Annotated in this window: 19 protein-coding genes; 3 read left to right on the forward strand and 16 right to left on the reverse strand. The window is 52.7% G+C overall.

Annotated features, from left to right (window positions below; genetic code table 11):
• Position 1 precedes the first annotated feature (1 nt).
• Positions 2 to 808 carry a substrate-binding domain-containing protein gene (locus P9J57_RS00160; RefSeq protein ID WP_014594946.1) on the forward strand — a complete coding sequence of 269 codons (807 nt, stop codon included), beginning with the start codon at positions 2 to 4 and terminating at the stop codon, positions 806 to 808.
• Here P9J57_RS00160 and psrA read toward each other — a convergent pair.
• The 4 genes from psrA to P9J57_RS00180 all read right to left on the reverse strand — a co-directional run bounded on the left by psrA (position 783) and on the right by P9J57_RS00180 (position 4,216).
• Positions 783 to 1,682: an L-proline-binding transcription factor PsrA gene (psrA, locus tag P9J57_RS00165; RefSeq protein WP_161611037.1), complete on the reverse strand. Its 900-nt coding sequence runs from the start codon at positions 1,680 to 1,682 to the stop codon at positions 783 to 785. The two genes, P9J57_RS00160 and psrA, sit on opposite strands and share 26 nt — an antisense overlap.
• Positions 1,683 to 1,848: 166 nt before the next feature.
• A complete protein-coding gene (locus P9J57_RS00170; protein WP_014332945.1) occupies positions 1,849 to 3,171 on the reverse strand; it encodes a methyl-accepting chemotaxis protein in 1,323 nt (440 codons plus the stop codon).
• A 307-nt stretch (positions 3,172 to 3,478) separates the two neighbouring features.
• The gene (locus tag P9J57_RS00175; protein ID WP_013023962.1) at positions 3,479 to 3,694 is read right to left on the reverse strand and encodes a YdgH/BhsA/McbA-like domain containing protein; all 216 of its coding nucleotides are present in this window, start codon (positions 3,692 to 3,694) and stop codon (positions 3,479 to 3,481) included.
• Between the two features lie 333 nt (positions 3,695 to 4,027).
• Positions 4,028 to 4,216 (reverse strand): YjfB family protein, encoded by a 189-nt coding sequence (locus tag P9J57_RS00180; RefSeq protein WP_014332946.1) that lies wholly within the window; start codon positions 4,214 to 4,216, stop codon positions 4,028 to 4,030.
• A gap of 642 nt (positions 4,217 to 4,858) precedes the next feature.
• Here P9J57_RS00180 and P9J57_RS00185 point away from each other — a divergent pair.
• Together P9J57_RS00185 and P9J57_RS00190 are read left to right on the forward strand one after the other, a co-directional pair.
• On the forward strand, positions 4,859 to 5,845 hold the full coding sequence (locus tag P9J57_RS00185) for an iron-containing redox enzyme family protein (protein ID WP_014594945.1): 987 nt from the start codon (positions 4,859 to 4,861) through the stop codon (positions 5,843 to 5,845).
• 44 nt (positions 5,846 to 5,889) lie between these two features.
• Positions 5,890 to 7,059 carry an MFS transporter gene (locus P9J57_RS00190; RefSeq protein WP_019104657.1) on the forward strand — a complete coding sequence of 390 codons (1,170 nt, stop codon included), beginning with the start codon at positions 5,890 to 5,892 and terminating at the stop codon, positions 7,057 to 7,059.
• A gap of 139 nt (positions 7,060 to 7,198) precedes the next feature.
• On the opposite strand, the gene P9J57_RS00195 is transcribed toward P9J57_RS00190, so the two are convergent.
• The 12 genes from P9J57_RS00195 to xylF form a co-directional block, all read right to left on the reverse strand.
• Positions 7,199 to 7,660 carry an OsmC family protein gene (locus tag P9J57_RS00195; RefSeq protein WP_014332948.1) on the reverse strand — a complete coding sequence of 154 codons (462 nt, stop codon included), beginning with the start codon at positions 7,658 to 7,660 and terminating at the stop codon, positions 7,199 to 7,201.
• Between the two features lie 28 nt (positions 7,661 to 7,688).
• Positions 7,689 to 8,588, reverse strand: coding sequence for a MurR/RpiR family transcriptional regulator (locus tag P9J57_RS00200; protein ID WP_014594942.1), 900 nt, complete (start codon positions 8,586 to 8,588; stop codon positions 7,689 to 7,691).
• Positions 8,589 to 8,656: 68 nt separating this feature from the next.
• Entirely contained in the window at positions 8,657 to 9,700 is a 1,044-nt protein-coding gene (locus tag P9J57_RS00205; RefSeq protein WP_014594941.1) for an ABC transporter permease, read from the reverse strand.
• The gene (locus P9J57_RS00210; RefSeq protein ID WP_014332951.1) at positions 9,697 to 10,698 is read right to left on the reverse strand and encodes an ABC transporter permease; all 1,002 of its coding nucleotides are present in this window, start codon (positions 10,696 to 10,698) and stop codon (positions 9,697 to 9,699) included. Before P9J57_RS00210 ends, P9J57_RS00205 begins: the two co-directional genes overlap by 4 nt.
• Positions 10,691 to 12,175 carry a sugar ABC transporter ATP-binding protein gene (locus P9J57_RS00215; protein WP_014604716.1) on the reverse strand — a complete coding sequence of 495 codons (1,485 nt, stop codon included), beginning with the start codon at positions 12,173 to 12,175 and terminating at the stop codon, positions 10,691 to 10,693. The genes P9J57_RS00210 and P9J57_RS00215 overlap by 8 nt, the downstream gene beginning before the upstream one ends.
• A gap of 83 nt (positions 12,176 to 12,258) precedes the next feature.
• Positions 12,259 to 13,269: an autoinducer 2 ABC transporter substrate-binding protein gene (locus tag P9J57_RS00220; protein WP_014332953.1), complete on the reverse strand. Its 1,011-nt coding sequence runs from the start codon at positions 13,267 to 13,269 to the stop codon at positions 12,259 to 12,261.
• 313 nt (positions 13,270 to 13,582) lie between these two features.
• Complete coding sequence (locus P9J57_RS00225) at positions 13,583 to 14,680, reverse strand: aldose 1-epimerase family protein (RefSeq protein WP_483279361.1); 1,098 nt, start codon at positions 14,678 to 14,680, stop codon at positions 13,583 to 13,585.
• A gap of 321 nt (positions 14,681 to 15,001) precedes the next feature.
• Positions 15,002 to 15,439: a GNAT family N-acetyltransferase gene (locus P9J57_RS00230; RefSeq protein ID WP_014332955.1), complete on the reverse strand. Its 438-nt coding sequence runs from the start codon at positions 15,437 to 15,439 to the stop codon at positions 15,002 to 15,004.
• A 385-nt stretch (positions 15,440 to 15,824) separates the two neighbouring features.
• Complete coding sequence (xylR, locus tag P9J57_RS00235) at positions 15,825 to 17,000, reverse strand: D-xylose utilization transcriptional activator XylR (protein ID WP_014332956.1); 1,176 nt, start codon at positions 16,998 to 17,000, stop codon at positions 15,825 to 15,827.
• A 92-nt stretch (positions 17,001 to 17,092) separates the two neighbouring features.
• A complete protein-coding gene (gene xylH / locus P9J57_RS00240; protein ID WP_014332957.1) occupies positions 17,093 to 18,274 on the reverse strand; it encodes a xylose ABC transporter permease XylH in 1,182 nt (393 codons plus the stop codon).
• Complete coding sequence (locus tag P9J57_RS00245) at positions 18,267 to 19,787, reverse strand: xylose ABC transporter ATP-binding protein (protein ID WP_483279362.1); 1,521 nt, start codon at positions 19,785 to 19,787, stop codon at positions 18,267 to 18,269. The genes xylH and P9J57_RS00245 overlap by 8 nt, the downstream gene beginning before the upstream one ends.
• 26 nt (positions 19,788 to 19,813) lie before the next feature.
• Positions 19,814 to 20,806 carry a D-xylose ABC transporter substrate-binding protein gene (gene xylF, locus P9J57_RS00250; RefSeq protein ID WP_019104653.1) on the reverse strand — a complete coding sequence of 331 codons (993 nt, stop codon included), beginning with the start codon at positions 20,804 to 20,806 and terminating at the stop codon, positions 19,814 to 19,816.
• Positions 20,807 to 20,901 lie beyond the last annotated feature (95 nt).

Genomic DNA, 20,901 nt, shown 5'->3' on the forward strand with positions numbered 1-20,901 from the left:
AATGAAAATAATTTACCGTTCACTCCTTGCCACGTTGGTTCTTTCGTCGGTCAGCACCGCGGTGCTGGCAAAAGATGTGACCGTGATGATTTCTGGCGGCTTCAAAGCCGCGCTGGAAAAACTGACGCCTCAGTTTGAAGCGAAAAGTGGCGATAAAATTATTCTGGTGTCCGGGCCTTCCATGGGCAAAACCCCGCAGGCGATCCCCAACCGACTGGCGCGCGGGGAAAAAGCCGACGTGGTGATTATGGTGGGCGATGCGCTCAGTCAGCTGGAAAAAGACCGGTGGATCAAACCAGGTTCACGCGTTGAGCTGGCCGATTCGCCGATCGGCATTGTGGTGAAGAAGGGAGATGCCAAACCCGATATCAAAACGGATGACACACTGCGTAAAACCCTGCTGAATGCTAAATCCATTGCCTATTCCGACAGCGCCAGCGGTCAATACGTTAGCAATCAGTTGTTTAAAAAGTTAGGCATTGAAGACAAGGTCAAAGGCAAAGCCCACGAGGTGGAGCGCATTCCGGTGGCGTCTGAAGTGGCAAAAGGCCACTATGCGCTGGGCTTCCAGCAGGTGAGTGAGCTCCTGCCGGTGCCGGGCGTGACCTTTGTAGGCGAACTGCCTGACGACGTGCAGTACATCACCCGATTTGCCGGCGCCGTGCCAGCCAAAGCTGAGCATCCAGAGGAAGGCAAAGCGCTACTTGATTTCCTGGCGTCAGCTCCGGCTCAGGAAGTGGTCCATGCCACGGGCCTGCACTCGGTCAAAGCGCAGCAGCCTGCTAAGCAGAGTGATACCGTTCAGTAATTAGCTTTTCCAGTTCAGCGGCAATGTAGGACTGAATGCGTCCGCTGCGCCGGATCAGGCCAACGGTGCGTTTCACTACCGGATCGGTAAGCGGCAGATGAACCAGCACCGAATGGCCTGATGACGGCATCGACATCGCGGGAACGGCAGCAATGCCGATTCCCGCTTCAACCATCCCTAACATGGTTGTGACATGCCGGGTTTCGCAGATACTCGGACGCGCGGGAACGACATGGCCCAGCGCGGAATCAAGTAGGTTACGATTGCCTGAAGTTTTATCCAGCCCCACGTAATCCTGCTGATAAAACTCTTTCCACGTCAGACTTTTACGGCTGGCAAGAGGATGATCGTGCCGACAGGCAACCACGTAAACATCCTCAACCAGCGGTAAAAATTCAGTGTCAGGCGGCGGATTACCCGAGAAGCAAATGCCAAAATCTGCCTGACCGCTGGTGACGGCCTCTATGACGTTGCCTGCGCTACTGTCAATAATTTTGACACGTACTCTGGGATAGCGGGCCTGAAAGCGGCGGATCACATCCGGCATAAAGTAATAGGCAGCAGACGGCACTGTGGCCACCGTCACCAGGCCTGTTCTGTCCTGACTGACTTTACTGATATCCGCCATAACTTCTTCAAAGTTGATCAGAAGCTGCTCTGAACGTGCGGCAAACGTCTGACCATAAAGCGTCAGCGTGACCCGGCGAGTGGTTCTGTCAAACAGCCTGATTCCCAGTGCCGTTTCCAGCTTCTCGATCCTGCGGCTCAGCGCCGACTGAGACAGGCAGATGGATTCCGCTGCAATACGGAAATTGCCATATTCGACCAATGCGCGAAACGCATAGAGATCGTTAAGATCGAAATTAACGGGCATAGCGGCTGACGTTCCTTTCAACGATGGAGAAGCAAAGACAGAGGGAACTCATAGTGCCTTATCGAATGGCGGCAAACAAAGTGAAATGTTGACGGGACGGGTAACAGAAAACGGCAGGTCAAAAGGGGGATCGCCCGTGCAAACAGGCGATCCGGCATAACAAAAACTACGCGACACGCGGTGACGCTGAACGAGACACGTTTCTGACCGCTTCCTCGGCTCGCGCTGAATTACTCTGAATGCTGGCTATCACCTCTCCGGCCTGACGCATCAAATTAACGCCGCGAGCCGTGTTTTTCAGGTTATTTTCGATATCTTCCAGCACCTTTTTGGCCAGCTGATTATTGCTGGACACCACGCGCCCTATCTCTTCGGTCGCTTCATTAATTCGGGCCGCCAGGGTCCGGACTTCAGCTGCCACAATGGCGAAACTGCGTCCGGACGTGCCGGCCCTGGCCGCCTCTATTGCCGCATTCAGGGCGATGAAACGCGTCTGCTCGGCGATGTTGCGAATGGTATGTACCATATCAGCAATACGATCCGACTGTCCGTTTAAGCCAAAGACATCTGCGGATACGCTGTTCATCTCTTTCGCAATTTCGGCCATCGTTCTGACGCTGTCTTCAATCACATCCGCGCCCGTTACCGAGCTTTCGCGGGTTTGCTGCGCCATCTTCCACGCGTGTTGAGCCGCCTCATTTTCCTGCTGGTTCTGCAATACCTGCTCGGTGACGTCACTGGCGAATTTGACAATCTTATACATCCGCCCCTCTGCATCAAAAACCGGATTATAGGTTGCGCGCAGCCAGATAGTTTCGCCATTACGATTGAGCCGCGGATACTGCCCAGAGAAAAATTCTCCCTGATTCAGACGCTGCCAAAACTGCTGATATTCCTGGCTGTTGCGCAGCTCCTCAGAGCAGAACATCCGGTGATGCCTGCCCAGTACCTCGTCTGCCTTGTAGCCCGTTGCTTTGAGGAAGTTTTCATTTACCTCCAGCACTTCACCGGCTTTATTAAACGCGATGACCGCCATTGAACGGCTGATGGCCTGCACCAGCGCATCCTGCTGCTGTGCCTCACTGATACGCTCGGAGATATCTGCTGCCAGCTTAATCACCTTGATGACGCGGCCATGTTTGTCTTTTACTGACACATAGCTGGCTTCCAGCCAGACCGGATGGCTGTCTTTGCCCAGGCGCAGGTATTTACCACTAAAGCTCTTGCCGCTGGCAAGGCGCAGCCAGAACTGGCGGTACTCGGCTGAGTTCACCATTGATGGCGGGCAAAACATACTGTGGTGACGACCCACAATCTCTTTCGCGTCGTAACCCATCTTGCTCAGAAACAGGGCATTTGCGCGAAGAATGATGCCATCTGGGGTAAATTCGATGATCGGAACCGCATCGTCCAGTGCTCTGAGCGAATCGGCGGCGTGTTTATGCTGGTGTTTAGGAAAAACAGAAAATAGTTTTTTTAATATTGTCATTTTTATACTGCCATATTGAGTGGTCTGGATGAGTTATCGGCAGGATAAAGAACGGGCTTGAGACAATGGCGAATAAACAAGCAAAAGATTGTGACAAGGTTAATAACTTCGATACAGGGCTGAATACCGGACGCAGCGCTGCCTGATGACCGCGTTAAAAGGGGAAAACTGTCATTGTGCTGAGAAACATGTGCACTTCAGGTCAATCGCGCTATCGGCGAAAGAAGACGTTCTCATCGTCCGCGATAAAAGCCCAAAAAAAAAGCTGCCATCAGGCAGCTCTTTCGCTTTGCTCAACATAACGCTGTTATTTATACAGCTCAGCAGTCATGTGAACACGATCGTTGGTATTGGCTTCGATGATTTTATACTGTGCGCCCTGCTGCTCAGCCTGGGCAGCAATTTTCGCTTCTGTGCCATCGAGCGTTGAACCGGTGGCGGTAACGGTTTGTGCAAAAGCGGAAGCTGACATCAGTGAGAGCGCAGCAACGGCGGCAAGTGAAAGTGTTTTCATGGTTTTCATAATCCTGTTCCTTATCTTGTAAGCGGGAAAGCGGTTCGCTTTCGATGGGGATAATGATAACCACTGTTATTAATACATAGTTAACAATAAGTGCCGTTATTGTGATCATGCTATCTATTGCACTGATAGCGCTTTGCTGCTTTTAGTTCTGCCGGATTGACTGAAGAACATGGGTAATGATTGCCATAGCAGGTTTTAGAAAGCGGATGAGGGATGAGTTGCTTGTCATGGAGGCGTTGAGAAGGCGGTTAGCCGGGCACACTCAACGCAAAACAATTGATTGCGTGGTGCATTTAAAACGGGCGACACAACAAAAGCCGCCCGGGGGATCCGTCAGGCGGTGGTGTTGATATTGCGCCCTACCGCCGGGTTAGCAGGAAGCGCGGTGACGCCTTCAACCAGTGTCGTGATGGTATCTGCCTGTTGGTTCAGGGTTTTCTTTAACAGCGTCGCATTGGCTTCACCACGTGCCTGCCATTGCTCCAACCCTGCAGACAGCGTTGTGAGTTGCTGAATATCCATGCAGTTGCTCCTTATGTTGACTGAGCCCCGAATGGGGGTCACATAATACCGGCGACGGATTTCGCCAGTTGCGCATAAAGTATCGGCAATGATGAGATAAACTTGAGGATGGTCGGTGTTTTTTTAAGCACGACCTCTGGATGCCGACAGAACAATGATTCGCGCTAACCCTCAGACGAAAATGATACATGTCGTCAACTCTCGTCTCGTTTCATCCCACGCTCATGCCTTCCTGACCGCGCCCCGCGTCGAGTTAAGAACCCCTGTCGACCTTGCCTGTCTTCAACCCCGTCCCGGCAGCATCACCTCCACCAAAAGTCATCCTTATCCCAACGCGACCTGATGCGCAGAATTACTGCGATTCAACCAGTCAGAACCCTGCATAAATGAGAAGTATGTCTAATATTTCCAACAAAAAAACGTACAGTAACTTTACCAAAACATCAGTTTATGTAAACAATCTGAACGCCTGTTATCAGGCTTACCGATCCTAAACAGAGGAACTAACCATGAAACTGAAAAAAGTTAGCAAGAAATCCACGAAAAAACTGGGCGGCGCAACCTGCGGCTAACCCATGCATATAAAAATCGGGGCCGGTCGTTTGCACCGGCCCTGCTGTCCGCGCTGAAGGAAAAAATGCCATGCAAAAAAATTATCAAACCTCACCCAAATTTGTTCATAACCTCTGGACCACTAACGAAGATGGTGAGCACTACCTTCGCTTCACGGGTGGGCTATACGAAGTAGAACAAGGGGATGCGCAAGATTTTTATAAAATACGTGGTTACTGCACCGGCCATAATACCATCGCTGACATTGCTAAAAAAACCAACGTTCCCGTTCAGCGCATTGAGGAGATGGTGACTTCTCTTAGCGATATTGGGATGCTCAGAAACGAAAAAAAACCGCACAATGAAGACATCCTTGAAAAAACAATTCAGGCGTGTGAAATGTGGGCCGAGCAGGTTGAAGAAACGCATCTGTTCAATAAATTTCTTTATGGCGATACGCACCGTAACGTTCTGACAGGCTTCTTCATAGAAACCTGGCATTACATTAAGGCCTTTCCGGACATCATTAACGTCGCCATTAAGAGTACAGACAACCCTGAACTTCAGTCTGTACTGATGACTTATAAGCTACAGGAAACTGGCCACGAATCATTCATATTAGAAACTCTAATTAAATTAGGTATGAAGCAGGAAGAAGTTGAAAATGCCATTCCGCTCGTTTCAACACTGAATTTGATTAATATGATGAAGGCGCTGTTCATAACACATCCCTCGACGGTCTTTCTGATTGCAAAAGTGATCGAGTCTCACGATTTTGACGAGGCTGAGGTGAAAAATGCCATTCAGGACATTAATAGCCATTACGATCTTCAGCCTGGAACTCTTGAACCTTTCTTCAAACACTCTCAAATTGATTATGAATTAGGCCATTCACGTCTTCTGGACGATCATCTGCATCTTGTTACACTGGCTAACATGGAAGAAACGTCCTTCATACTGAATGCCCTACACGATATCAAGCATGCCATCGATCTTCAGTGCCTTGAAATTGAGGAGTATTACTCGAAAGAAGGTAACTATATTCCTCGGCAGCGGGTCGACTACTTCGGGATTTGACTATGTTTCCTGTCCTGCTCTCGGCGCTTACGTCAGGTGTTTCAATGGCAGTGTTTTTTACTGCCATCGCCTGGTTTATTGAGAGTACATTCGGGTCGAGTTTGCTGGTCTCAACGGTCTTGTCATCGGGCTACATCATCACGTTCTTTGCTCTGCCCTTCATTGGACATATAACGGATAAAACGACATGTAAGCGGATGCTGACGATTATGTATGTCCTGGGCGCCATCAACGCTCTGGCCTTTTTTTTAATCAATCCAGGCGAGCTCAGTGCCCTCCTTTCGTTTACGGTCATTTTGTTATCCACATCCGTATTTACGTTGATTCGCGCCTCTGATCAGGTCATTCGCGCCACCTATATGAAAAAGGTGTTGCCTGAGCAAAAGCTTTACCACGCGAACCGATTGTTGGAAATGGTCAGGCAGGGAATAACGTTTCTTTCAGGGGGCGTGGCGTTTTTTATCCTTCAGGACAAATCTATTCACAACGTGTGCTTGGTTATGCTTCTCTGCTTCACGCTGTCATTACTGATTAACGTTTTTATTCCGGTGGATAATGTCAGCGGCGCTGAACCTGAAAGCCATAAAACGTTAAAAGGTGGCATGTATGTTAAAGGTTATGATTTCTTTCTGGGGGAACAAAAACGCGTTGTAGAACTGCTTTCTTTGTTTCCATATATCTGTGTGGTGTTTCTAAATGCCTTATATCCTGCGCTGTTTACACAGATCGGTGCCCCAGTGAGCGCATACGCGATTCTGGTGGTTCCTTACGGGCTGGGCGCAATTGCGGGTAGCATGTTAAATTCTCAGCGCTATCTGCCGACCCTGAAATCTGTATATCTGCTTTTTGGCACGGTTTTTACCCTGGGTTTACTGCTTCCTTTACTCTTTAAAACCCTCAGCGCCGTATATGCGTGCCTTTTCCTTATCGCCTTCTGCCATTGCCACATCAGGGTAAGACGAAACACACTGATCATGACCCAGTCAGACAGCCAGGCGCTGGCTCGTATCCTCTCCTTTAACGAGATTGTATTTATCTGTCTCTCAACGGTATTAGGCCTGGGATTAAGCGTTATGGCCGATCGACTGGGATTCTGGCTGGCCTGGGAAAGTGTCATTGGTCTTAATATCGTGGTTCTGATGCTGATTACAGCGGTACGACGGGTTCCGACATCAACGATCGCCGTGAGTAATGCAACAGAAAATGGGCGCTAAAGGAAAACGGAGATCGGTGCCGAAGCCTGATCACATCAAGGCGTTAAGCGCCAATCGACTGCTCTGGCATGGCGCGCAACCATGGCTGACAAAAGCGTTGAATCAGTATCTGTTTTAACTGAGACGTTGCCCTGTATTCTTAAACAAACATCGGTTCAAAACTCACCGGAAAATTCAGTGAATTTGCGATAAAACAGGCTTCGTGGGCGTGATGATGCAGTGCTTCGGCTCGGGCTACATCATCTTTATTACGCAGCGCCACTCTGGGTTTTAGCGTAATGCGGGTAAAATGGCCACGATCCCCTTCGACCATGGTGCCTTCAGCTGAATCCTCATAAGCGTCAATAATAATGCCGGCATCGGCGCAAAGATGCAGATACCACAGCTTATGGCAGGCCGATACTGACGCCAGCAAGAGCTCCTCTGGATTCCAGCGCGCGGCATCACCACGAAATGCCGGATCGGCACTAAGTGCGACCGTGGCTTTACCTTCACCGGACAGTTCGCCGTTTCGGTCATAGGCCGTGTAAGACTGCGTCCCGGCGCCGCGATTACCCGTCCAGCGCACGTTGACCTGATAATGATGCTCCCGTGTTGCCATTCGAGGCTCCTGTGAAAAGTGGTTATCGCTATTTGCGTTTATGGGCAACGGCCAGCATCGTGCGGCCCAGTTGGCGTTCGGCCTGGGCATAGTCACGCTGCGCGACGACAACGAACAGCGCGTCCAGGATATTTAACTGCGCGATGCGCGCAGCCGCGTTTTCACCGGTCAGCGGCGAGCCCTGGGCGGTCGAGCAGATAACGGTATCGGCAAGGTTAGCCAGTGGTGAACCAATGGAATTAGTAATGGCAATGACCGGGACGCCTTGCAGCTGCGCGGCCTTCACCGCTTCGATAATGTCTTTAGTGCGGCCGGAATGTGAAATGGCGACAACCACATCCTGTTCGTTCAGTAACGCAGCCGACATCAACATCATATGCGGATCGTCGTAGGCGGCCGACCGCGTGCCGATGCGCAAAAACTTATGCACCGCATCCCGCGCGATTTGCGCCGAGCCGCCGAAGCCGTAGAAGTCTCGCTGGCGGGCGTTTGCCAGCAGATCTGCGGCTTTTTCAAAGGCCGCCATATCCAGGATAGCCAGTGTTTCTTCAATAGCCTGAACAGAGGTGCGAAAGACCTTACTGACGATCTCACGCGTGGTATCGCTGGGAGAAAGCTCCTGATGCATTTCGGTGATGGGCAGGCGGTTATACAGGGCTGCTTTTATGCGTAACTCTTTGAAACCCTTGAAACCCAGCTTCTTTGCTGTCTTCACCACCATCGCCTCTGACATTTCGCAACGGCTGGCAATGGCTTTGATAGAGACATTCTCATCAAAATCGCTTGATAACACGGCGTGAACCAACCGGGCTTCAAGAGAAGTTAATGAGGCGATCATTAGTCGTAACCGGGGACCTATAGCACTGACATCATCAGCTCGATTACTCATGACATACCTTGTTGGATGATTATTTTTTAAATCTATCATGTCATGAGGTCCGATCGCCACGCCGCCCCATGGTCGGCATGGCGATGCATCAACAGGGTTTACAAAACTTACGCCTTTCGTGTGACAGCAGGCGCTTTATTGCGGAGCTTCCGCCGCTCAGAGAGCCACTCTTTAAGCACAACACCGCCCGATGCCACTATCAAAATCGCGCCCCACAACGCGAGCGTGATGAACTGGCTAAGATCGAGCAGAATCGAGGCGGTAGACACCAACTGCAGAATCAGCAGCGACAGAATCACGCCGCTGACCCGGCCAAATCCACCCAGCGGATCGACCCCGCCCAGTACCGCAGCCAGAATAGCGACCAGCAGGTAGCTTTCACCGTAGGCCGCATTCGCCGAATCGAAACGCGCCATCATGATAATGCCCGCGATACCGGCAAATAAGCCCGAGATCAGATAAACCCATACCAGGCTTTTGCGCGTGTTAATGCCGGAATAATGGGCCGCTCTTTCATTGGAGCCGATCATGGCAATCGATTTGCCCAGTGGGGTTTTATTGACGAAAATGCTTAACGGAATAATCGCCAGTGCAAAAATGATGAGTGCAAAAGGGATGCCAAACACCGTACCGTTCCCGATAAACACAATCGGCGCCGGAAAGCCGGAAATCACATCGCCATGGCTGAATCCGATGGCAATGCCCTTCACCGCCGTCATCGTGCCCAGCGTCGCCAGCATCGGCGGCACGCGCAGGTAGGCCACCAGCACGCCATTCAGCAAACCCACCAGCGCTGACAACACAAGGCCCAGCAGCAGTGCGCCAATTTGTAGCAGATCCCCTGATGCCCCCTGCATTTCAGGCATGAAGGTGGTCAAGGTGTAGGCGACCGTTAACGCGCACAAGTTGGCGGTGGCGATGATCGAAAGATCGATACCGCCGGAAAGCATAGGAATCATCATGGCGAGTGCAAGAAATCCCAGTTCCGGCAGCTGGAAGCCCATCGATCGCAAACCTGCCGCCGCAAACAGTTTGTCGCCTTCAAGCAGCCCAAGACCGATCACCATAACTATCAGAATAAACAGCAGCCGGACGTTGGTGGTACCCAGCCGTTTTTCCACCTGCTCCAACACGTTGCCAGTCTGCTTCATGATATTGCTCCTTCATCGACGAGCTTGTTCTGTTTGCGGGTTTCTCTGGCCATCATGATCATAGCGGCGATGATCACCAGGCCGGTGCTGAACAACGACCAGTAAGATGAAACACCCAGCAGGATCAGGCCATTCTGCATCACTGCAATCAGCACCACGCCCAGGACGGTGCCCAGAACGGTTCCCTTACCGCCGGTCAGGCTGGCACCGCCGATGACCACCGCCGCTACCACGTCCAGTTCCCTGCCAACCAGTGCCGTCGGGGAAACCGACTGGGCAAGTTGTGCCTGAACCAGCGACGCCAGACCAGCCAGCGCCCCCATGTAGCCATAAACCAGCATATTCAGTTTGAACACGTTGAAGCCTACGCGTTGCGCGGCATCCGGGTTGCCACCGGTGGCATAGATTTGTCGGCCGGTGTTACTTCGGTTGAGCAGCAGCCACGTCAACACAAACGCCAGAACCAGAGCGATAATCTGGAAGTTCAGCGCATAGGTAGCCCCTTGCGCATCGGTATAGAACACCAGTTCAAACCCGGCGTTAAACCAGTCCGGCAGCATGAAAATGTCCTGGCCGCTGGTCACCGTCAGCAGAATGCCGAAGAAAACGTTTAGCGTTGCAATAGTGATAATCAGCGCGGAGGTCCGCAGCACGTTAACCAGCACGCCATTGATAAAACCCAGTACGATGCCCAGGCCGATAGCAACGGCAAAAATGCCCACCCAGCCCAGCCCCATATTGTTCGCTAAGGTCAGGGCGACATACTGGGTAATGGAGGCGGTGGCCGCAAAAGAGAGATCGATGCCGCCGGTAATAATCACCACCAGCAGGCCCGCAGCCATGATGCCAATAAAGGCTGTTGCGCCTGAAACGTCCAGGAGGTTTTGTAAGGTTGCGAACTCCGTGGTGAATACGGTCAGGAACACAATCATCAGGGTCATTACCGCCAACAGGCGGCATTCGTGGGTGTGAATAAAGCGCGGGAGGAAATCACGCATTTACTGCCTCCTTTAATTCTTCTTCGCTGCAGCGGCCAGGGAAGTATTCCCCATTAAGCCTGCCGCCGCGCATCACTAACACCCGATCGCTGTGATAATAAATCTCGGGAATCTCATCGGAAATCATGATGATGGCAATACCGCTGGCGGCGAGTTTCCGCACGATGGCGTAAATACCGTCTTTGGCATGAATATCGACGCCCACGGTGGGGCTGTCCAGGATCAGCAGTTTGGGTTGCGTCGCCAGCCATTTTGCCAGTACCACCCGCTGCTGATTGCCGCCTGACAGGGTTTTGACTTTGTTGTCGGGATTACCGGCTTTGATAGACAGGGAGGCAATCGCGTCGTTGACCGTTTGCTCATACAGGTCGTCACGAATGAGTCCGGCTTTGTTCACCAGCTTCTCCACTACAGAAAGCGTAATGTTAGCGCTAATGGACTGCTCCAGTACCAGGCCCAGTCCCAGACGATCTTCTGACAGATAGGCAATGCCGTGTTCAATAGCATCGCGGTTAGATCGCATTTGTACGGCATGACCGTGGAGTTTTATTTCGCCCTGATGTGGGCGCGTCAGACCAAACAGGCTCAGCGCTAATTCGGTGCGTCCCGACCCCAACAGGCCGGTGAGACCGAGAATTTCGCCACGCCGGATATCAAACGAAATATCCCGATACTCACCTTTACGGGACAAGTTGCTGACTTCGAGCACCGTTTCGGTTTGCGGTCTGTCTTTGGCAACGGATTCATAATGGAACTCTTTACCCGTCATCAGCGTGGCCAGTTTACGGTCTGACATCTCGCGGGCATCAAAGGTGCCCAGCTTCACGCCATCGCGCATCACGGTCACGCGATCGGCAATTTCCAGCACTTCATCCAGACGATGGCTGACAAAAACAATCGTGATGCCGCGCTGTTTAAGCTGCAGGGTGAGCTTCAGTAAGGCGTCCACTTCATGGCGCGTCAGGGAGGAGGTGGGTTCATCCATAATCACCAGCCGGGCATTCGCCGCCATCGCCCGGCAAATTGCCACCAGCTGACGCTGAGCAATAGAGATATCAGCCACTTTGTCATTCAGGTCGAGCGAAACGCCAATGCGCGCAACCGCTTCGGCCGCTATCTCATAAATCTTTTTCCAGTTAACCCGTTTAAAGCGGCCGGTATGCTGACCGATGGCAATGTTCTCCGCCACGGTTAAATTAGGGAACAGAGACAGGTCCTGATAGATCACCTGCACGCCCAGACGGGTGCTTTCTACTGGCGTTAGCGGCGAAACCTCATTTCCGCTAATCGTAATACGGCCACCCGGCTCGGGCTGATGTACGCCAGACATCACTTTGATCAACGTCGACTTACCGCAGCCATTCTGTCCGCACAGACAATGTACCTCGCCCTCTTCAAGCGTGAGGCTGACATCTGAAAGTGCATGCACGCCGCCGAATATTTTCGATATGCCATCGAGTTGTAAAAATGCAGGCATAGCACTATCCCTTACCTAATCAGAATACGGGGAACTGGCCGGGTTCTGTTGAACCTGGCCAGCATCAGCATTGATGGTGAGAATTACAGACCGAGTTTGACGAGATCGTTAACGTTGGCTTTGGTGATCTGAAGGATGCGGTCCACCATGATCACCTTGTTTTCGTTATCCACAGTGGCTTCCCCCAAACCCGGAATGGTCATGCCGGTTTTGAATTCCGCATTATCCAGCGCGAGGCGGGCCACATCCGTCATGGCCAGTCCGGCTTCTTTCGGACTCCACAAGAAACCTTCACGAATCACACCAGACATAATGTATGCCCGCGCCTGGGAGGGAATAGTGGTCCCCACCAGGGCGATTTTTTTCTCCAGATGACGCTTTTTCAGCACGTTACCTGCACCGATCGGACCGTTCGAGCCCATCGACATAATGCCCGTCACGTTCGGATGTGCTTTAAGAATATCCTGCGTAACCCGTTCGGATTCATCGATAAAGTCCGCGCCAGGAAAGCGGTCGGCGGCCAGTTTCATATTCGGGTAGTGCTCTTTTTGGTAGGCGATAGCGGCATCGGCCCACTGATTGTGACCCGTGGTCGTCAATGTGCCGACCAGCACGACGTATTCCCCTTTTTCACCCATCTCGCGCGCCAGGGCTTTCATCTGTGCTTCGCCGTAAGCTTTCGCGCTCATGAGCTCCACATCCCAGGTTTTGCCTTCCTGGTTTGGACCTTCCTGGGTGATCACCATGATGCCCGCATCACGCGCACGCTTCACGACCTGCGCGGTGACTTTGGTATCCAGCGGAACCAAACCAATCACATCAACTTTTTTGGCAATCAAATCTTCAATCAGCTTCACCTGCTGCGCAGGATCGGCTCGCGTGGGTCCCACCATTGAGGTTTTAAGATTGTTTTTTTCGCCGCCCTCTTTTAATCCCTGATTAAGGATATTGAACCAGGGCACACCGGCTTCTTTCACCACGGTCACCATGGTTTTGGTTTCGGAGGCCAGTGCGGACATGGGAAAGGCTAAACTTACTGAGACGGATAACAGCGTAGAGATGCTTAACAGTTTAATTATATTGCGGCGATTCATTTTGCTACCCCTGGTTATCATTAACATGATGAAATCTTCTCTTGTCAGAAATTGATATAAAGCGTCCGCTGCCAGCAATGACGACAGCAAATAAATAATCAACCCTGAAAAGTGGGTATTCGTAGTAATAAAAAGAGAAAATAAACCGTTCTACCGGTTAAGGGTTTTTCCCGTTTTCCAAAACAAACCGCATAATTGTCCTGGTACACTCAAGAATTTACTTAAATGAATAGCAAAGTAAATTACCTGCCACTAATAAAGATTCCTTCTTTGATAAAGCTCACACATTTCATTAACAAAATCGCGGCAGCGATCAAACTGAATCCTGGATCAGGGCTTCTTCATGCTGGCTTTCCTGCGCGTTAAGGTAGCCGAGCGTCATGCTGAAGCAGGCCCGTTCCCCTCCGGCCAGTGACCGCACATTCCCGGCACGCTTTTCTGCCTGATAACCTTCAACGCCGCAGGTCGCCGGCATCGCGAAGGCGCACACCTTCTGCATGTTATTCGCCAGAATCCAGCGCGTCAGAAACGGGAAGTGTTTCGGGTTATAGTTCACCGTAAAGGCATCACCTTCCGGCCGCCTGAGCATGACATGGACCTGACCATCCTCGGCTTTACGCAGATTTTTGATGTAGAAAACCAGTTCGGGATCGGGCTGCAACTCAGCGCTAAGCACTTCTGTGCTGGCGGGATCGTGCCTGAGCTGCTCAAGCCTTGCCAGATAGGCATCATTCGCTTTCACGATGGCCGGTACTGACGAACGGATCACCGTGTCGGCCGCCGTAAAGGCCGCAGGCTGAATGATGCGAGCGCCTTCGACATAGGCAAAGTTAGCATGGCACATGTACATCAGATCCATGGGATTGCGCGACAGGTTCTCTACCTCCATGCACACCTCAAAGGTCGCGCTGTCCGGACGGATAACCACCCGCGGCTGGGCCAGATAATGGTCACCAAATCCCATCAGGTATTCACGCTCACTCACCAGCGCCAGCCACGGCCCCTGCGCATCCTCGCCCGTTTCAATACGTGCCCGCTGCATAGGTGCAACAGGCATTTCACCGTGCAGAGCGTGCGTGTCTTCCGCTGTGGGGTTACCGTTGCGCAGCAGCCCTGAGTGATACATAAAGCAGCCGTAGGTGCCGACAATATCGCTGGCAGGACGTGGCTCGGTAAAACGGCTTTGCATTGTCAGGTCAACGCCATCAAACATGGCCTGCCAGATCATCTGACCAAAATAAGGAAGCACCACCAGATGACCGCGGGCATTTTTCAGCCGCACGGCTTCGATTCCTGATTCATAGGTAAATAACGTCGCGCTGCACCCCGCTGCCTTGACGATCTCTACGGGTTGGGTACGGAAAAATGCCTTCTGGAGCTGGAAGGTGGTCGGTAACAGTATGTTTTGCATAACTGGCCTCAAAATTTACTGATTATTGTTTTTTAGTAAACAAATCCATCTTGTGATCGCGCACAGTTTATTTCAATGGGGGTTTTTCTATTTTCGGAATGTCAGCCGCTGGAGAAGCCTTCCTGCGCCGTTGAAAACAGAGGGAAAATGAATAAGGGTCGTAATGAATCTTAATACTATAATATTGAGATATTTATCACAGATTATTTTTATTATTGGCAGATGCCAATAATAAGGGGAGAGGGGTTATTAATCTCTGCCCTTATTATTTTAATAAGGGCAGTCTCCTGTGCGATTGGGAAGGTGCTGAGAGGTCGGTTTTCAGAATCTGATGTTGTAGCGAACAACATCATCAACCTGGGCTAGCTTGTCGTAGAGTTTACGTGCGGGGTTATTTTCATTTGTCACCCAGTACACCTTTGCCCAGCCCGCCTCACGGGCTTCATCGCAGACCCTCGTGATGAGCGCTTTTCCCGCTCCCACGCCACGCGCATTTTCTTCAACGAAGAGATCTTCCAGATAGCATACGGGCTGTGTAAACCATGTGCCTTCATGTATCACGCAGACCACGAAGCCCGTCACCTTGCCATCAAATTCGGCCAGCCAACACATTAACGCTGATTCGGGCGACTGTATTCTCTGCCAGGTAGATAACGTGACGGCATCGTCCAGGTTCTGTCCGTAAAAATGCAGATACCCTTTCCAGAGGGTTAGCCAGGCAGAGTAATCCTCTGGTATGGCTTTGCGGACCTTGAGCATTGGAAATTCCTTTTGGTTAAAACAACAACTAAGCGATGACGATGCGGGTGAGCTTTACCCGACTCTTGCAGGCACATTGGTGCACTATCAGTAATGATAACGACAGGTGCTATCAGCAGGGCATCTTCACTAAGAGCATCGTCAAGCCGATGCGCAGAAGTGAGACGGTGTGACCAAAATACTAAGACGATATTTTCGCGCTGGCGTTTTCCTGTCCTTTTGAAAGGGAGTCAGCTGGCACCCTTGGTGAGCGTTTTTTTACTGTGCCTTTGTCCGTTTCTTGCCATCCAGCTTCAGCAGAATACGCGAGTGTTGCTCGTGAAAAGGTCGAATGATGCGGTTAACCTTATTGCCTCATGCAGCGATCCAGGCAAGCGTTAAGCATCTACATCACCTCACCATTCTCCTGCCGGTACTCCTTCGGCGTGGTGGCATAGCTTTTTTTAAACACGGAGTAGAAATACTGGAGCGACGGGTAGCCGCACATCTGGGAGATCTCATTGATGCTCAGCGACGAGCCTGCCAGCAGCTCCCTTGCCTTCTCCAGCTTCTCACGGTGGATCATGGCATGAATCGTGTCGCCGGTTTCATCCCGGAAACGCTTCTCCAGGTTTGAGCGCGACATGCCAATCGCATCCAGCACCTGCTCTACCTTAATGCCCTTGCAGGCGTTGAAGCGGATAAAGTGCATCGCCTGGATCACGGCGGGATCGTGCAGTGAGCGAAAGTCCGTAGAGCGGCGGGCAATGACTTTTACCGGCGGTACTAAGATACGCTGCAGAGGCAGGGTTTGCTTATCCAGCAGGCGATGCAGCAGTTTGGCGGCCTGGTAACCCATCTGGCGCGAGCCCTGAACCACGGAGGACAGCGCTACCCGCGACAGGTAACGCGTCAGCTCTTCGTTATCAATACCAATCACGCACAGCTTCTCCGGCACCGGAATCTTCAGGTATTCGCAGGCCTGCAGCAGATGACGCGCGCGGGCGTCGGTGACGGCAATAATGCCGGTATGGGGAGGAAGCGTTTGCAGCCAGTCGGCCAGGCGGTTTTGTGCATGCTGCCAGTTCTCAGAGGCAGTCTCCATGCCCTGATAGACGACGCCCATGTAACGTTCGCGCATCACCATTTTACGAAACGCCAGTTCGCGTTCCTGCGCCCAGCGTTTGCCGCTGGAAGCCGGTAAACCGTAAAAGGCGAAACGGTTGATGCCGCGCGCTTTCAGGTGCAGAAAGGCACTTTCCACCAGCGCACTGTTGTCGGTGGCGATGTAGTGTACTGGCGGATAATCCTCTTCACGGTGATAGGAGCCGCCTACGCCGACAATCGGCACTGCCACGTCCGCCAGCGAACGCTCAATGGCACTGTCGTCATAATCTGCGATGACGCCGTCGCCCAGCCATTCATGGATATTCTCAATGCGGCAGCGGAAGTCCTCCTCAATGAAAATATCCCAGTTGGTCTGCGAAGCCTGTAAATACTCGCCAACGCCTTCTACCACCTGACGATCGTAAACCTTGTTGGCGTTAAACAGCAGGGTAATGCGGTATCGTTTTTCATGCATAGTGGCACATCCCTTTAACTCCCAGCGCATTGCATAGCACAGCCGGATGCGCCACAGAAATGGTTTGCGCCACAGTGTGATCGTTCACACGATTACAGGCGGCGGCGCGTTGCAGTGTCCATCCACACGGCCAGCAGCAAAATCGCACCTTTAACGATGTACTGCCAGAAGGTCGGCACATCCATCATACTCATGCCGTTATCCAGCGAGGCCATAATAAACGCGCCCATCACCGCGCCCGCGACGGAACCGACTCCGCCGGCCAGGCTGGTACCACCAATAACGCAGGCCGCGATCGCATCCAGCTCGGCGATATTCCCGGCGGAAGGCGAACCGGCCCCCAGGCGCGAACTGAGGATTAGCCCGGCAATCGCCACCATCAGGCCGTTGATGGCAAATACCGCCAGCTTGGTGCGCGCCACGTTGATGCCGGAGAGCCGCGCGGCATCAATGTTGCCGCCAATAGCATAGATACGCCGCCCGAAGGCGGTGCGGGTGGCCATAAACATCCCCACCAGCATGAGCAATGCCAGCAGCAGGACCGGTGTCGGTACGCCGCGATAATCATTCAGCAGCCAGATCGCACCCAGTACCAGAACGGCGGTAATGGCCTGCCGCGCTACGGTCCCGGTGGCGGCTGGCTGAGCCAGACCCAGTTGCTGACGGCGCAGCCGCAGGCGCCACTGCCACAGAATAAACAGCGCCAGGCCCGCAAAGCCAAAGCCAAAACCGATACCGCCGGGCAGATAGCTTTGACCGATCTGCGACATCGCCGGGCTTGTCGGTGCCACGGTAGTGCCATCGGTGATGCCCACCAGAATGCCGCGAAACGCCAGCATACCGGCCAGGGTAACGATAAATGAAGGGACCTTGCGATAAGCTATCCACCAACCGTTCCAGGTGCCGAGCAACAGCCCCAGCACCAGCGTGACCACGATAGTCAGCGGCAGCGGCCAGCCCAGCCAGACATCGAAGATTGCCGCCGCGCCGCCCAGCAGGCCCATCATGGATCCAACAGACAGATCGATCTCGGCGGAAATAATCACAAACACCATGCCCACGGCCAAAATGCCGGTGATCGCCGTCTGGCGCAGCAGGTTAGAGACGTTGCGCGGACTGAGCCAGGCGCCGTCGGTGGTCCAGGTAAAGAACAGGGCAATCAAGACAATCGCCCCCAGCATCACCAGCACCTGCAGGTTACGCAGGCCGAGCTTGCTGGATACGTGCTTGTTAGCCGGTGCCGCTACGGCAGGTTTACTCTCGCTGTTAAGCATAATGTTCACTCCGCAGGGCGGCTTCCATCACCTGCTCCTGAGTCAGATTGTCGTTAATCAGATCGGCTTTGATTTGCCCTTCATGCATAACCAGAATGCGATCGCTCAGGCCCAGCACTTCAGGCAGCTCAGACGAAATCACAATCACCGAGATGCCCTGCTTTACCAGGGCGTTGATCAGCACATAGATCTCCTGGCGCGCCCCAACATCAATGCCGCGCGTCGGCTCGTCCAGAATCAGGATTTTCGGGTTGAGCAGCAGGCACTTCGCCAGAATCGCTTTTTGCTGATTACCGCCGCTGAGGCGACCAATCGGCAGCTCAGGCGAAGAGGTTTTCACCCGCAGTCGTGCAATGGCGGCGTTGATGGCGTGCAGCTCTTTGGCCTCATCAAGGGTGGAAAGCCGGTGACTGAACTGGTCCAGCGCGGCCAGCGTGATGTTTTTGCCTACGCCCATCAGCGGCACGATGCCGTCTTTTTTACGATCTTCCGGCACCATGGCAATGCCGTGCGCGATGGCGTGCTGGCAGTCACGAATCGTGACTTTTTGGCCATTGATCGCGATGTCGCCCTGCCAGCGTCCCGGCCAGACGCCAAACAGGCACTGCACGGTTTCGGTTCGGCCTGCTCCGACTAATCCGGCGATGCCGAGAATTTCGCCCTTTCGCAGGGTGAAGGAGACGTTATTCACCCGCTTCACGTGACGGTTAACCGGATGCCAGGCTGTCAGGTTATCGACCTGCAATACCGTGTCGCCAATGTCGTGAGGCGAATGAGGATAAAGCGCCGTGAGTTCGCGTCCGACCATCATGGTGATGATGTCATCTTCGCTCAGGCCTGCCGCTGGCCGGGTGGCGATGTGCTGACCATCGCGGATGACACAGATCGTGTCCGAGATAGCCTTCACTTCATTGAGCTTGTGCGAGATGTACACGCAGGCAATGCCGTGTCCGCGCAGGTTCTGGATGATGCTGAGCAGCACTGTCGTCTCCTGCTCGGTCAGCGATGAGGTGGGTTCATCCAGGATCAGTAAGCGCACCTGTTTGTTAAGGGCACGGGCAATCTCCACCAGCTGTTGTTGCCCCAGGCCAAGCTCACCCACGCGCGTATCCGGCGAGACGTTGAGTTTGACGCGCTCCAGCAGCTGCTGGCAGCGCAGCGTCATGGTTTCATCATCTACCATGCCGAAGCGCCCCAGCTCTGCGCCGAGAAAGATGTTCTCCATCACCGTGAGCTGCCGCACCAGCGCCAGCTCCTGATGGATGATGACAATGCCTTTGCGTTCGGTATCGCGGATGGTTTGCGCCTGAATATCCTCCCCGGCAAAGCGAATCTGCCCGTCGAAATCCCCGTGCGGATAGAGCCCGCACAGGATTTTCATCAGCGTCGATTTGCCAGAGCCGTTTTCACCGCACAGCGACAGCACTTCACCGGCATCCAGCTGCAGGCTGACGTTATCCAGCGCCTTCACCGCGCCAAAGCGCTTAGTGATGTTCTTCATTTCCAGCAACATCGTTTACTCTCCTTCGCGTAGCGCGATTAGAGTTCGCTTTTCTTGTGGAAACCGTCTTTCACCACGGTGCTGTCGATGTTGTCTTTGTTGACCTCAATCGGTGTCAACAGGCGCGCTGGCACGTCTTTCAGGCCGTTATTGAGCGTGGCGTTGCTGGCTGGCGTCTGACCGTTGCCCAGCTCGATGGCAATCTTCGCGGCTTCGGTAGCCAGCTCTTTGATGGGTTTGTACACGGTCATGGTCTGGGTGCCGTTCATAATGCGTTTGATGGCAGCCAAATCCGCATCCTGCCCGGAAATGGCCACTTTACCGGCCAGCCCCTGAGCGCTTAGCGCCTGAATGGCACCGCCCGCAGTGGCATCGTTAGAGGCGACAACTGCGTCAATATTGTTTTTATTGGCGGTCAGGGCATTTTCCATAATTTTCAGCGCGTTTTCCGGCAGCCAGGCATCCACCCACTGGTCGCCAACAATTTTAATACTGCCGTTATCGATGTAAGGTTTTAACACCTTCATTTGTCCTGCGCGGAACAGGCGGGCGTTATTATCTACAGGTGAGCCGCCCATCAGGAAGTAATTTCCTTTTGGTACCTTTTTCACCAGGCTTTCCGCCTGCATTTCACCCACTTTTTCATTATCAAAGGAAATATAAAAATCGATGTCGGCGTTATTTATCATGCGGTCATAGGCAAGCACTTTAATCCCTTCACGTTTGGCTTCTGCCACTACGTTACTCAATACCTGACCGTTGTAGGGAATGATAACCAGCACATCAACGCCACGGTTGATCATATTTTCAATTTGCGACATCTGAGTTTCTTCGTTGCCATTGGCTGACTGCACGAAGACTTTTGCGCCCTGCGCCTCAGCCTGTTTGACAAAGATGTCACGGTCTTTTTGCCAGCGCTCCAGGCGCAAATCGTCGATTGCCATGCCAATTTTGACTTCTTTTGCCAGACTGGCCTGGCTGAACAGGGCCAGCGCTGCAAGGGCAGCGAGTAATGCAGGTTTCATTTTCATCATGGTCATCCTGTAGGGTACGGTTATTGTCGTTGTAAGGCTATGAACCAGGCGGATGAATTGTTCACCTTATTTTCTGCTGCCAGCAATTACTG

It is taken from the genome of Pantoea sp. nfd-35, from assembly GCF_056892255.1.

What these genes read in the sequence shown, in the direction of transcription:
- P9J57_RS00185 (WP_014594945.1), top strand. Translation starts at nt 4,859, where the DNA reads ATGCAAAAAAATTATCAAACCTCACCCAAATTTGTTCATAACCTCTGG.
- P9J57_RS00230 (WP_014332955.1), bottom strand. Translation starts at nt 15,439, where the DNA reads ATGCTCAAGGTCCGCAAAGCCATACCAGAGGATTACTCTGCCTGGCTA.
- P9J57_RS00220 (WP_014332953.1), bottom strand. Translation starts at nt 13,269, where the DNA reads ATGAATCGCCGCAATATAATTAAACTGTTAAGCATCTCTACGCTGTTA.
- P9J57_RS00160 (WP_014594946.1), top strand. Translation starts at nt 2, where the DNA reads ATGAAAATAATTTACCGTTCACTCCTTGCCACGTTGGTTCTTTCGTCG.
- P9J57_RS00200 (WP_014594942.1), bottom strand. Translation starts at nt 8,588, where the DNA reads ATGATAGATTTAAAAAATAATCATCCAACAAGGTATGTCATGAGTAAT.
- xylF (WP_019104653.1), bottom strand. Translation starts at nt 20,806, where the DNA reads ATGAAAATGAAACCTGCATTACTCGCTGCCCTTGCAGCGCTGGCCCTG.
- xylR (WP_014332956.1), bottom strand. Translation starts at nt 17,000, where the DNA reads ATGCATGAAAAACGATACCGCATTACCCTGCTGTTTAACGCCAACAAG.
- P9J57_RS00175 (WP_013023962.1), bottom strand. Translation starts at nt 3,694, where the DNA reads ATGAAAACCATGAAAACACTTTCACTTGCCGCCGTTGCTGCGCTCTCA.
- psrA (WP_161611037.1), bottom strand. Translation starts at nt 1,682, where the DNA reads ATGCCCGTTAATTTCGATCTTAACGATCTCTATGCGTTTCGCGCATTG.
- P9J57_RS00180 (WP_014332946.1), bottom strand. Translation starts at nt 4,216, where the DNA reads ATGGATATTCAGCAACTCACAACGCTGTCTGCAGGGTTGGAGCAATGG.
- P9J57_RS00245 (WP_483279362.1), bottom strand. Translation starts at nt 19,787, where the DNA reads ATGTTGCTGGAAATGAAGAACATCACTAAGCGCTTTGGCGCGGTGAAG.
- P9J57_RS00210 (WP_014332951.1), bottom strand. Translation starts at nt 10,698, where the DNA reads ATGCGTGATTTCCTCCCGCGCTTTATTCACACCCACGAATGCCGCCTG.
- P9J57_RS00205 (WP_014594941.1), bottom strand. Translation starts at nt 9,700, where the DNA reads ATGAAGCAGACTGGCAACGTGTTGGAGCAGGTGGAAAAACGGCTGGGT.
- P9J57_RS00170 (WP_014332945.1), bottom strand. Translation starts at nt 3,171, where the DNA reads ATGACAATATTAAAAAAACTATTTTCTGTTTTTCCTAAACACCAGCAT.
- P9J57_RS00225 (WP_483279361.1), bottom strand. Translation starts at nt 14,680, where the DNA reads ATGCAAAACATACTGTTACCGACCACCTTCCAGCTCCAGAAGGCATTT.
- xylH (WP_014332957.1), bottom strand. Translation starts at nt 18,274, where the DNA reads ATGCTTAACAGCGAGAGTAAACCTGCCGTAGCGGCACCGGCTAACAAG.
- P9J57_RS00215 (WP_014604716.1), bottom strand. Translation starts at nt 12,175, where the DNA reads ATGCCTGCATTTTTACAACTCGATGGCATATCGAAAATATTCGGCGGC.
- P9J57_RS00195 (WP_014332948.1), bottom strand. Translation starts at nt 7,660, where the DNA reads ATGGCAACACGGGAGCATCATTATCAGGTCAACGTGCGCTGGACGGGT.
- P9J57_RS00190 (WP_019104657.1), top strand. Translation starts at nt 5,890, where the DNA reads ATGGCAGTGTTTTTTACTGCCATCGCCTGGTTTATTGAGAGTACATTC.